At 63.1% G+C, this 12125-nt stretch carries 12 protein-coding genes; 2 read left to right on the top strand and 10 right to left on the bottom strand.

Annotated features, from left to right (window positions below):
- Positions 1-166: 166 nt before the first annotated feature.
- Both L867_RS0123720 and L867_RS0123715 read left to right on the top strand, forming a co-directional pair.
- Positions 167-1390, top strand: coding sequence for a sensor histidine kinase (locus tag L867_RS0123720; protein WP_028739147.1), 1224 nt, complete (start codon positions 167-169; stop codon positions 1388-1390).
- A complete protein-coding gene (locus L867_RS0123715; protein WP_028739146.1) occupies positions 1387-2124 on the top strand; it encodes a response regulator transcription factor in 738 nt (245 codons plus the stop codon). Before L867_RS0123720 ends, L867_RS0123715 begins: the two co-directional genes overlap by 4 nt.
- Before the next feature lie 122 nt (positions 2125-2246).
- Here L867_RS0123715 and L867_RS0123710 read toward each other — a convergent pair whose 3' ends face one another.
- The 10 genes from L867_RS0123710 to L867_RS0123665 all read right to left on the bottom strand — a co-directional run bounded on the left by L867_RS0123710 (position 2247) and on the right by L867_RS0123665 (position 12027).
- Complete coding sequence (locus L867_RS0123710) at positions 2247-3437, bottom strand: saccharopine dehydrogenase family protein (RefSeq protein ID WP_028739145.1); 1191 nt, start codon at positions 3435-3437, stop codon at positions 2247-2249.
- Between the two features lie 47 nt (positions 3438-3484).
- Positions 3485-4996 (bottom strand): aldehyde dehydrogenase family protein, encoded by a 1512-nt coding sequence (locus tag L867_RS0123705; RefSeq protein WP_028739144.1) that lies wholly within the window; start codon positions 4994-4996, stop codon positions 3485-3487.
- Positions 4993-6030, bottom strand: a complete 1038-nt coding sequence (locus L867_RS0123700; RefSeq protein WP_037174421.1) for an aminoglycoside phosphotransferase family protein — start codon at positions 6028-6030, stop codon at positions 4993-4995. The genes L867_RS0123705 and L867_RS0123700 overlap by 4 nt, the downstream gene beginning before the upstream one ends.
- Before the next feature lie 51 nt (positions 6031-6081).
- Positions 6082-6429 (bottom strand): cupin domain-containing protein, encoded by a 348-nt coding sequence (locus L867_RS0123695; RefSeq protein ID WP_104368002.1) that lies wholly within the window; start codon positions 6427-6429, stop codon positions 6082-6084.
- A gap of 25 nt (positions 6430-6454) precedes the next feature.
- Positions 6455-6817 carry a cupin domain-containing protein gene (locus L867_RS0123690; RefSeq protein WP_232364004.1) on the bottom strand — a complete coding sequence of 121 codons (363 nt, stop codon included), beginning with the start codon at positions 6815-6817 and terminating at the stop codon, positions 6455-6457.
- The gene (locus L867_RS0123685; RefSeq protein WP_028739140.1) at positions 6810-8105 is read right to left on the bottom strand and encodes a nucleotide disphospho-sugar-binding domain-containing protein; all 1296 of its coding nucleotides are present in this window, start codon (positions 8103-8105) and stop codon (positions 6810-6812) included. Before L867_RS0123685 ends, L867_RS0123690 begins: the two co-directional genes overlap by 8 nt.
- An 18-nt stretch (positions 8106-8123) precedes the next feature.
- Positions 8124-9182: an ABC transporter ATP-binding protein gene (locus L867_RS0123680; protein ID WP_028739139.1), complete on the bottom strand. Its 1059-nt coding sequence runs from the start codon at positions 9180-9182 to the stop codon at positions 8124-8126.
- Positions 9179-9961, bottom strand: a complete 783-nt coding sequence (locus tag L867_RS0123675) for an ABC transporter permease (protein ID WP_028739138.1) — start codon at positions 9959-9961, stop codon at positions 9179-9181. The genes L867_RS0123680 and L867_RS0123675 overlap by 4 nt, the downstream gene beginning before the upstream one ends.
- Before the next feature lie 2 nt (positions 9962-9963).
- Positions 9964-10827 carry an ABC transporter permease gene (locus tag L867_RS0123670; RefSeq protein ID WP_028739137.1) on the bottom strand — a complete coding sequence of 288 codons (864 nt, stop codon included), beginning with the start codon at positions 10825-10827 and terminating at the stop codon, positions 9964-9966.
- 129 nt (positions 10828-10956) lie between these two features.
- The gene (locus L867_RS0123665; RefSeq protein WP_037174418.1) at positions 10957-12027 is read right to left on the bottom strand and encodes a polyamine ABC transporter substrate-binding protein; all 1071 of its coding nucleotides are present in this window, start codon (positions 12025-12027) and stop codon (positions 10957-10959) included.
- Between the last annotated feature and the right edge of the window lie 98 nt (positions 12028-12125).

Raw genomic sequence — 12125 nt, 5'->3', positions numbered from 1 at the left:
GAAATCGAAAAAGCTGTATAGACGGATACGAGCAGGGAGACTGCGGGATCCCGCAAGAGATTTGCGGAAGTTCGCAAGACGCGACGAGCGGTTTTTGCGCTAATGGGTGTGAAGTGAGTTGGTTTCACGGCTCTGGAGGGAGCCCTGAAGCCGGGGAGGAATACCAATGCTGGAAGACGCCTCGGCCTCGTTGTTCGGCCAGTACCTGGCGATCTCGCGCCTGCTTGCCGGCCAACTCGATTTCCATTCCGCCATACGCGCAGTGGCCAAGGAAATCAACCTGATCATTCCCAACGATCACATGGACGTCTGCATCATCACGCCGGGCAGCACCTACCACACGGCCTATGAGAGCGGCTTCGAGACGGCATGGAGCAAGATGTCGGCAGCGCTCATAGCCAACAGCCCGCTCCGCGATCTGCTGATGGGAGAGGTCGACGAGATGCTGACCGCCGATGCAAGCACCGACCCCACGTTCAACTTCTCCGGAGCCTTCTCCCACCCGATCTTCGAACACGGACTGCGCAGCCGGTTGCATGTAGCGCTGAAGGTACAGGGGGAGACCATCGGCGCCCTGTCCTGCTCCAGCCTACAGCCCGATTTCTACACCCCTGCCGACATTGCCAAGGCCCGTTCGATCGCCGACCTGCTCGCGCCCTACTTCTTTGCGCTGAGGGCCGCCGACCAGGCCAAGCGTTCGGCGATCGTCGAGGCCGAGGCGCGGGCGCGCGAGGAGGGGTTGCGCCTTGGTGCGCTGCGGCTGACCGAAGCGCTCGAAGCCGAGCGCCAACGCATCGGCATGGACCTGCACGACCAGACGCTGGCCGATCTCACCCGTTTCGCCAAGCGTCTGGAGCGGCTGAGCCTGATGCCGACGATCAGCGGCGAGACGCTGGAGCCTCTGTTTCGCAGCTTGCAGCACTCGATGCAGGACCTGCGCCAGATCATCGAGGAAGCGCGCCCTTCCGTGCTCCAGCTCTTCGGTCTTGCCGATGCGATCGAGAACCATCTGGAGCGATCGGTGCGCGACAGCGGACTGACGATCGACCACCAACTCCTCGACCATACCGAGGGGGCGACCGACCGGCTCGGCCATTCCGTCCGCGTAGCCCTCTTCCGCATCGCCCAGGAGGCGATCAACAACGCCATTCGCCACGCGCAGGGCGACCGCATCTCCGTCCGTCTGGACTGCCCGCCGGGCGAGATGCTGCTGGAGATCCGCGACAACGGCATCGGCATCGGCAAGGTCGCCCGCCGCCCCGGCAGCGGGCTGGAAAACATGCGCACCCGCGCGCGGCTGATCTCGGCCGGGTTCACCTATGGCCGCGAGCATGGCGAGACCTTTGTCCGCGTCACTCTGCCCATGCCGGAACAGGAGGTTGCAGAATGAAGGTTCTGATCGTCGAGGACGACGCGCTGCACCGGGCCTACCTGAACGAGGCCGTGCGTACCGCCTTGCCGGAATGCGATACGGTGTTCGAGGCCGAGAACGGGCTGGTCGGCGAAAAGCTCGCCCGCGAACACCGCTCCGAGCATATCGTCATGGACCTGCAGATGAGCCCGCGCAACGGCATCGAGGCGGCCCGCACCATCTGGAAGGAACGTCCGGATACACGCATCTTGTTCTGGTCCAACTATGCCGACGAGGCCAATGTCCGCGGCATTTCGCGGATCGTGCCGGATGGAGCGGCCTATGGCTATGTGCTGAAGTCGGCCTCCGATGAACGGCTGAGGCTGGCGCTGCGCTCGATCTTCATCGAGGCGCAATGCGTGATCGACCGCGAAGTGCGGGGCCTTCAGCAGAAGAGCCTTGGCCATGCCCGCGGCTTCAGCGAATCCGAATACGAGATCCTGGTCGACATTGCGCTGGGCCTCACCGACCGCGCCATCGCCAAGCGCCGCAACCTTTCGCTTCGCAGCGTACAGAACCGCCTGCAGCAGCTCTACGAGAAACTCGGCGTCTACCAGCCCGTCGGCGAAGAGGCGGAAGAAGGTCGCTTCAACCTGCGTGCCCGGGCGGTCACCGTGGCGCTCCTGCGCAAGCTGCTCAATCACAATGCGCTCGAACGCGCCGAAGCCGACCTCGAACACTGGCTGGCCCGCAAGCCGCAGCGAAACAACTAGCCCGTCCGTCTTCGGCGTTTCCGCGCAACGACGAGCACCGGTCATATCCCAGGCGAGAGCCGGGTGAGGCGTCACCTCCCCGGCCCCCGGAACCTGCGTCGTCGATGTAGAGGGCCTGCGTCTTACGCCTCGACCCGCTTGCTGATGATGAACTTGCGCTTTTCCAGTTCCTTGAAATAGGCCGCAACGTCGAAATATTCTTCCGGCGCCCAAACGCCCGGCCTCTTCGGATTGGCGAGGATCAGTTGCGCGGCGATCGAGCCGTTCATCGAGGTGCAGGCGTCGACATAGGGCGCGTACATCGCATCCGGCTTGACCACGACCTCGACCGTCACCGTCGTTTCGACGCCGTTCTTGCGACCCTTGCCGATGGCAAAGTGGATCTCGTGACTGTCCTGCGCCGGGATCTTGGCCGCATTCTTCTTGATGTTGCGCTCGATCACCTTGTTCAGCACATCGAGCGGGCGAACCTTGACCCCGCCCACGTCGACCGGATCGTTGAAATCGCCGAAGCCTGCCTTGACCAGGCCCACCCAGGCCTCGTGTTCGCGATGCGGCAGGTGCAGCTTCCAGGAGAATTCCTTGATGCCTTTCTCCTTGATGCCGTCGGCCAGCGGCACGGTCAGCTGTTCGGAATGCGGCGAGTGCATGAACTCGCAGCGACCCCAGGGTTCCGGCAGGTCGAGGAACTCGCTGCCGCTCATCGGCGGGCAGGTCACATGCTTGCCGTCGTAGAACTGCGTGCTCTCATGGGCATATTCGGCAAGCACCGTCGAGACGCTGTAGGGAGGAACGAGAACCGGGTTTTCGTCGCCGATCAGTTCGGCCGCCCAGTAGAGGTTGATCTTGTCGATCTCGTCCAACTCGTCCGCCACGGCCCGGCAGATCACGTTCGACATGCCCGGATCGGCGCCAACGCCGATCACGGCGGTCACGCCCGCAGCCTTGAAGCGATCGTGTTCGGCCAGCTGCTTCACCGTGAAGGTGCCAAGCCCGCCGAGGTCGATATACGGAACCTTGGCCGCAAGCGCCGCCTCGAAGATCGCCATCTGGAAGCCGAGCAGGGTCGGCACGCAATTGATGCAGATGTCGGCACCGGCAATCGCGGCATTGAGCGCGGCCGGGTCGGTGACGTTCAGGTCGATGAGTTCCAGGCGCGCATCGCCAAGTTCTTGCTTCAGCGCTTCCATCTTGTCGCGCGCCGCATCGCAGACGCGGATCTTCGTGATGTCGACGATGGCGCGGTCGGAAACGAGGTCGCGGACAATGCCGGCGCCCATGAAGCCGGCGCCGCCGAGAAGGGTGATGATCATTTCGAAAGTCCTCTTGTCATGAAATCTGTTCGGGGCCGAAGCGGCGCCTAGGCGTGCTTGCGTCCGCCCGTTTCGTAGAACCACGCGTCCGGATAGGGGTACCACCACTCCTGGCGCACCGGCTTGTGGTCGATGATGACCATCTTGGAGCGGCGGAAGGTGTCGATGCCGAGCCGTGACAATTCGCGGCCGATGCCGGACTTCTTCCAGCCGCCGAAGGGCAGCGCGTCATTGTCGATCAGCGGATTGTTGACCCAGACCATGCCGGCCTCCAGCCGCTCCGCCGCTTCCATCGCCTCTTCGAGCGAAGTGGTGAAGACGGAGGCGCCGAGGCCAAATTCGCTGTCGTTGGCCTTCTCGATCGCCTGTTCGAAATCTGCGACCCGCATCACGGAGGCGACGGGTCCGAAGCACTCCTCCTGCATGATCGCCATGTCGGACGTGCAGCCGGTGAGGATGGTCGGCTCGTAGAACCAGCCGACCGGCTCGGACGGCGGTATACGCCCGCCGATCTCGACCTTGGCGCCCTTGGAAACCGCATCTTCCACCAGCCGGATGACCTTGGCCCGCGCAGCTTCGGAAACCAAAGGTCCGATCTCGGCCTTGCTGAGACCGTTTCCGATGCGCAGGCGTTTGGTCTCGGCGACGAATTTTGCGATGAAATCGTCATGCACGGCATCGACCACAAAGAAACGCTCGGCCGAGGTGCAGACCTGGCCGGACATATGGAAAGCGGCGGTGACCGCGCCGGCGGCGGCAACGTCCAGCGGGGCGTTGGCGGTGATGATCATCGGATCCGAACCGCCGGCCTCGATCACCGCTGGCTTCATCTGGCCGGCGGCGGCCATGGCGACCGCCCGTCCGGCGGCAACCGAGCCGGTAAAGGCGACCGCATGGGTCTTCGGCGAGGCGATCAGCGCCTCGGCCAGCGCCACGCCGCCCGGCAGGCAGGCAATCAGCCCCTCCGGCAGATCGGCGAAGATCTGCATGAATTCGAGCGTCGACAGCGTCGTGGCCGGCGCCGGCTTGATGATGCAGCCATTGCCGGAGGCCAGCGAGGCCGCGACCGTCCAGCACATCAGGAGGATGGGGAAATTGAACGGCATGATGTGGACGGACAAGCCCAGCGGCTCGTAGCGGGCGAACTGGAACGAGCCGGCCTGCGTGGTGCCGGCGATCTTGCCCGCGTCGTCGCGGGCCATCTCGGCGAAATAGCGGAAGGCGCCGGCGCAGTTGGCCACCTCGCCGATCGCTTCCGGATAGGGCTTGCCCATTTCCCGCGACATGATCTCGGCGCAGCGCCGCATGTCGGTCGCCTCGATGCGGTTGGCGATCTTGTGGAGGATGGTGGCGCGGCTCTTGGCGTCGAGCTGCTTCCACTTGCGCTGCGCGGCCGTTGCGGCATCCAGCGTGGAGGAAAGCTCGTCTTCGGTAACCTCGGTGATCACCCCGACCTTCTCGATCCGGGCCGGATCGATCACGTCGATGCTCCGGCCGAGACTGTGCCGGTATTCTCCCGCCGCAAAATAGGTGGGCTTGGAAATGTCATAAGCGCTCATGGCGTCCTGCCTGCTTCGGAAGTCGGAGAGGAAATCGACGCGGCCGGTGCATGGTCGCGCCAGGAGGGAAGTGCCGCATCCATGACGGCACGGATATCATCTAGCCCGGCGCGCGTCAGCGCCTTGTCCAGCAGTCGGGCGACGCGCGGCAGATGGATCAGATAGCCGTGCTTGCCGTCGCGCTTCGACAATCGCTCGAAATTGCCGAGGATCTTCGTGTGCCGGTGCGCAGCGAGCAGCCAGTATTCGGAAAGGAAACGCTGGCGGTCGAGGCCCGGCCGACCCGCGAGGTAACGTTCGATCAGCCGTTCCTCCAGAGCCGGATCAATGTCGCGGCGGGCGTCCTGGGTCAGCGACACGAGATCATAGGCGGCCGATCCGATCAGTGCGTCCTGGAAATCGAGCAGCCCGCAGGCGGACACGCCCTCGCGCCCCTCGATCACCATCAGATTGTCGACATGGTAGTCACGCAACACCAGCGCATCGCGGCATGTCGCGACATCAGTAAGCGCGGACTTCCATAGACCGAGGAACCGGTCCTTGAAGACGGCCGCGTCGCAGTCCGGCGCGCATTGCGGCACGAACCAGTCGGTGAACATGGCGAGTTCATCGAACAGCGGACCATGGTCATAGGTCGGCACGTCGATCCGGGTCGCGCCGGGTGCCTGGTGCAGATGGATCAGAGCATCGACGGCCAGGCCGTAAAGCTCTTCTTCCGAGCGCCCGGCGGCGAGCAACCGGGTGAAGGTGCCGTGACCAAAATCCTCGATCAGCGCCAGCCCGCGCTCGAAATCGACGGAGAAAATCCTCGGCGCCGAAAGCCCGAGCGCGTTGAGGTGCCGGCTGATGCGCACGAAAGCCTCGAAGTCCGGCGTGCCGGGCTCGACCTCCATTAACAGCTTCGGCGCGACCTCGATCCGGTAGTAGCGGCGCGGCGAGGCATCCGCCGGAAGCGCCCTGGTCTTCGGCGTCGCGTCGAAATGCGCGGCAATGAACTCCCGGCGCGCGTCCGGCAGCGTTTGGCTTTGCAGCATGGTCAATCTCTTGCTTCGAACGGCCGCCAGGGCGGCGTTTCGTTCCGCCTTTCAGCGGATCATGTAGACCTTCTTGATCGTCTCATGGACGGTGCAGACGCCCTTCCAGTCCTTGGGGAAGAAGGCTGCCGTATCCGGCGTAATCTCGATCACCTCGCCCGACTCGTGCACATAGGTGCTGCGGCCTTCGAGGAAGTGGCAGAACTCGTCACGCGTCACGTGGCACTCCCACTTGCCCGGCGTGCAAACCCAGAGCCCGCATTCGCTCTCGCCGTTCGGACCCTTGTGGATCAGCCGGCCGGAGACGTGGCTCTCGCCCTCGATCATCGTCGGGATGATGCCCCAGTCGACGAGATCGGTCTGTTCGAGCGGATTGCGCATCAAAGGTGCGGTGGTCATGGTCATGTCCTTTCGAGTGGCCGGCTCAGGCCAGCATGTAGATATTGCGCATGGTCTCGTGGACCGTGCATTCGCCGGTCCAGCCGGCCTTGAACATCACCGCCGTCCCGGGAGTGACTTCGATCACCTCGCCGTCATCCGAGCGGTAGGTCGCCGAGCCGGCGACGAAGTGGCAGAACTCGTCGCGCGGGATCGACAGCCGCCAGCGGCCGGGCGTGCACACCCAGATGCCGGTTTCCGGCTGGTTGTTCGGCCCCTTGAACAGCAGGCGGCCGGTCGATTTCGAAGCGCCCTCGATCGCATCCGATTGCACGCCCCAGTCGACCAGGTCGTCGAAAGTGGTGGCGCCATGGATGTGCGGGGCCGTCGTTTTCAGCGTCTCAACCATTGTATTTCCCGGTCTTTACCAGCTCATCGAGAATGCCGGCTGCCTTCTGCGGCCCGTTCTGGCCCTGCATGTGCTTTGCGGCAGCGGCGAGCTTGGCCTTCATCGCCGGGTCGTTGATCATGTGGTCGATCTTTGTCGCCAGTTCCGCGTCGGTCCAGTCATAGCGCGGCATCTTGAAGCCGTGGCCTGTCTCGTCGACGCGGGTCGCGTTGTCGTGGCCGTCCCAGACATAGGGCATGATGATCGCCGGCTTGCCGAAGTAGAGGCACTCGGTGAAAGAGTTGTTGCCGCCGTGGTGGATGACGGCATCGACGAGCGGGATGACCGACGGCTGCGGAAACCAGCTCTCGACGATGACGTTGTCGGGCAGGTTTTCGTACTGGTCCTTGTAGTCGCCGACATTGACCAGAGCGCGATACGGCAGCTTGCCGACCGTCGCGATGATCCGCTTCAGCAGATCCGTGTCGCCGGCGCCGAGGCTGCCGAAGCTGACATAGAGCAGCGGCTTGTCGTTGTTGGCCTTGAAGACCGGCACTTCGTAGGGCTTTTCCGAGCGCACGCAGCCTTCGAGATACTGGAACTGGCTGGGGTTCAGCGGGTGTTCGCGCTCGAATTTCACCGGCTCCGGATAGAGCAGCAGGTTCATGAAGGGCGAGGCCTCGAAGAACTGGCCGATCGGATAGGCGTCCTCGCCGGTCGATGTCAGGAATTCGTTGAAGTCGTCGTGGATCGGCTTGATGACTTCGTTGAAATGGTCGCGATAGGCTGCATGGCAGGCATAGTCGCTGGCGCCGCAGCCTGAGAGATGCGGCGGGATCTTGGGATCCTCGATCTCGTTTTCCGAGCAGGAAATGATGCGCACCCACGGCTTGCCGAAATGCTTGATGGCCGGAAACAGGATGACGTTGTCGACGCAGATCAGATCCGGCTTGATCTTGGCCAGGACGCCCGGCAGATCCTTTTCCGCCCATTTGGCGCTGTCGACGATCGCCGTCCAGCAATCCTTCACATAGTTGTCGATCTGGTCGTAGGGACTCTTGCGGAAGTTCGGGATGTGGCCGTTGATGAAGTCCTCCCAGAACTTCGCCATCTGCTCCGGCGGCATCGGCTCGGAGAGGTTCACAGGATGGGCCTCGAAACCATAGCCCTGATAGACCGAGACGAAACCCGGGTCGGACAGGAAGACGGCCTTGTGGCCGAGTGCTTCGACGGCCTGCGCGATGCCGACGGAATTCAGCGCCGGTCCGAAAGCGGCTTCTGGAAAGAATGCGATTGTCTTTTGCGACATGGGGTTCCCCTTCGTTTTTTAGTTCTTGAATAGCCGGGTGCGATCCGGGTCGATCGCGATGTGAATGGTGTCGCCGACGGTGTGCGGCACGGCGGCATTGGCCGGAACCCGAACCTGCAGCGGCGTTGCACTGGCGGCGATCTTGACGTGCAGGACACGGTCGAGACCGTGATAGGCCATGTCGACGATCTTGCCGCCGATGCCGAAGCTGCCCCCAGTCACCGTGATGTTTTCCGGCCGCACGGCAAGCGTTGCCGCGCCACGGATCTCGGTGCCCGTCGCAAGCTTCAGCCCCTCGGCATTGAATATGCCGTCGCTACCGACGACACCTTCGATGAAGTTCATCACGCCGATGAAATTGGCAACGAAGCGATCGGCCGGCGTTTCGTAGACGTCCTCCGGCGAGCCGCATTGCAGCAGCTTGCCGTCCTTCAGGATCGCCATCCGGTCCGCCATGACCAGGGCCTCTTCCTGGTCGTGGGTGACGATGATGAAGGTGATGCCGACCTCATGCTGCAGGCGCTTCAGTTCGAGCTGCATGCGTTCGCGCAGCTTCTTGTCGAGCGCGCCGAGCGGTTCGTCGAGCAGCAGCACCTTGGGCCGCTTGACCAGAGCGCGGGCCAGCGCCACGCGCTGCTTTTGCCCGCCCGACAGCTGGTCGGGCTTGCGGCCGGCGAACTGGCCAAGGTCGGTGACCGCCATGATTTCCTCGACGCGCCGGGATATTTCCGCCTTCGGCAACCGGTCCATCTCCAGCCCGTATGCCAGGTTCTTGGCGACCGTCATGTGCGGGAAGAGCGCATAGGACTGGAACATCAGGTTGAGCGGCCGCTTTTCCGGCGGGAGCGCAGAAATATCGTTGCCTTCCAGCAGGATGCGCCCACCGGTCGGGGTCTCGAAACCGGCCAGCATGCGCAGAAGCGTGGTCTTGCCGCAGCCGGAGGGCCCGAGCAGCGCGAAGAACTCGTTCTTGCGGATCTCCAGCGACACGTGATCCACCGCGTTCACCGGGCCAAAGCTCTTGTGGAGACCGTCGATCGTCAGGATCGGCTCGTGGGAATGGGGCGCGTCGGTCATTGCATCTGTTCTTTGTTGAGCCATTGGGAGATGAGCAGCGCGAGCGCGCTGACCCCCATGACGATCGTGGCAAGGGCGTTGATTTCCGGCGTGATGCCGAAACGGATCATCGAGTAGATCTGGATCGGCAGGGTGATCGACGAGCGGCCGGCGCCGGCGGTGAAGAAGGCGATGATGAACTCGTCGACCGAGAGCGTGAAGGCGAGCAGGCCGCCGGCAATGATCGCCGGCAGAAGCACCGGGAAGGTCACCCGCCAGAAGGTCGTCCAGCCGGAGGCGCCGAGATCGCGCGAGGCCTCAACGATCGAATAGTCGAAATGCTTGAGTCGCGCCCGGACCACCGAACTGACGAAGGCGAGATCGAAGATCACATGGCTGATGATGATCGTGTGCAGTCCGAGCGTCACGTTGAGCAACGAGAAGAACGTGAGCAGTGCGACCGCCAACACGATGTCGGGAATGACCATCGGCGCGAAGGCCAGCGCCTCGAGCCCCGTGCTCTTGCGGCGCCGCGTTTCCATGCCGAGCGCCAACAGCGTGCCGAGGGCCGTCGAAATCAGGGTTGCGAACACCGCAACGACCAGCGTGTTCCAGGCCGCCCCGAGGATCTCGCCATTGCCGGCGAGTGCTGCATACCATTTGAACGAGAAGCCCGACCAGCTTGTCGGCAGGCCCGCCTCGTTGAACGAAAGCGCCACCAGAACCGCGATCGGCAGGTAGAGGAAGCCGAAGACGGCAAGAAGGACGAGACGGCCGGGCAGGCGCGAGGAATTTGCCATTCTCATGCGTCCGCCCTCGCGCGCTCGCCGCTGGCACGCGCGGTTGCCCGGGCCTGCAGCATCAGGAGAAGGATCATGATGGCGATCAGCACGAGCCCGAGGGCGGCACCGAAGGGCCAGTCATTGGCGGTCAGGAACTGGTCGTAGACCACATTGCCGATCATCTGGAAGCGGCCGCCGCCGAGCAGGGCGGGCGTGACGAAATTGCCGATCGACAGGACGAAGACGAAGACGCCGCCAGCGGCCACCCCCGGCAGGGTGAGCGGCAGGGTGACGCGCCAGAAGGTCCGGATCGGGCCGCCGCCGAGATCGCGGGAGGCCTCCATCAGCTCCGGATTGAGCCGCGACAGCGTCGAATAAATCGCCAGGATCACGAAGGGCAGGTAGTTGTAGACGAGGCCGACGATGACGGCACCTTCCGTGTAGAGCAGCGACAGCGGCTCGCCCTGATAACCGAACCAGCGCAGAAGATTGTTGATCAGGCCTTCGCGGTTGAGCAGCACCATCCAGGCATAGGTGCGGATCAGGTAGTTGCTCCAGAACGGCAGAACGGCGAAGAACAGCAGCATGGGCTGGCGCATGCGCGGCGCACGGCTGATCGCATAGGCCGCCGGATAGGCGATCAGGATGGCCAGCAGCGTCGCAAGACCGGCGATGCGCGCCGAGGTCAGGAAGATCTTGGCATAGAGCGGATCGACGACCCGGGCGAAGTTTTCAAGCGTGAAGGTATATTCGATGCCGCCCCACATGCCGCGCTGAAAGAAGGCGTAGGACAGGATGAGCAGGCACGGCGCCACCATGAACGCCACGAGCCAGGCGACAGCCGGCGCGGTGAGCAGGTTCGATCGGGTGGACTGATAGGACATGCACGAGTTCCAGACGAGGGATTTGCCATGACGGCCGGCAAGGGAGCGCGGCAGCCAAAGGGGTGCCGATGAGGGAGACCGACATCTCCCCCATCGTCTTGCAGTGTTCGGGTCTTCCGGTGTGAGGCCTTAGTTTGCGGCCTTGATCTCGCTGACGGCGCGAGAATAGTCCTTCTGGGCGGCACCGAGATCGCGGAGCAGTTCGTATTTGGTGAGTTCCGCAGGCGTCATGCCCATGTTCGGGTACTGCTCGATCAGCGCCTTGTCGAGGCTCTCCATCGCAGCCCGGTTCGGCACCTTGTAGAGGATGTTTTCGGCAGCCCAGGCATGGTTGGAGGCATCGAGGATGAAGTTGATGAACTTCATCGCCGCATCCTTCTTCTCCGAGTTCTTCATCACGACGATGGTGTCGACCCAGAGGTCCGAGCCTTCCTTCGGCACGACGAACTTGATGTCCTTGTTTTCGGTGATGCCGTAATTGCACCAGCCGTCCCAGGCGTGGACCAGCGACGCTTCGCCCGAAACGAGCTTGGAGTAGAAGGTCGTGTCGTCATAGGCGAGCAGAGTCTTCTTCGCCTGGATCAGCAGATCCTTGACCTCCGCGATCTTCGCCGGATCGGCTTCGTTGACCGAATAGCCCTTGGCGAGCTCGCCCGCCGCCATCAGCCAGCGATCGGTCGCCAGCATCGTGGTCTTGCCCTTGATGTCGTCGGACGGCGCCAGCAGGTTCATCCAGCTGTCGGGCGCGGTCTTGACCAGATCGGAGCGATAGCACAGGCCGGTCGTGCCCCAGGTATAGGGCACCGAATAGACATTGCCCGGGTCGTAGGCGAGATTGACCGCCTCGGGATAGAGGTTGGCGAGGTTCGGAATGGCGGCGCCATCGAGCGGCTCAACCAGACCCTGATGGTTGAGGATCTCGGCGAAGGGCGACGAAACGAAGACGACGTCATAGCCCTTGCCCTGGCTCGCCATCAGCTTGCCCATGATTTCTTCGTTCGTGGCGTGGTTCACCACTTCGATTTCGAGACCGGTCGCGGCCTTGAAGCTCTCGGCGATGTCCTTCGCCATGTAGCCATCCCAGTTCGAAATGACGAGATCGGCCGCGTTGGCGACACCGGCGCTGCCGGCGAGTACAGTTGCGGCGAGCAGTTTGACGGCAAAGGCGCTGGTTCTGGCGTATCCGCTTTTCGTTCGCACGGATCTCTCCCTTTTTTGATGATTGTTCCAACCTCATTCGGCGAGGCGTCGGTGTCCCGATCTCATGTCGCCGTTGGTGGACAGTATTATTTATAAAA

It is taken from the genome of Paenirhizobium selenitireducens ATCC BAA-1503 (assembly GCF_000518785.1).
GTDB lineage: Bacteria > Pseudomonadota > Alphaproteobacteria > Rhizobiales > Rhizobiaceae > Allorhizobium > Allorhizobium selenitireducens.
The sequence above is the reverse complement of the archived record's forward strand: the minus strand, read 5'-3'. Positions and strand labels throughout refer to the sequence as shown.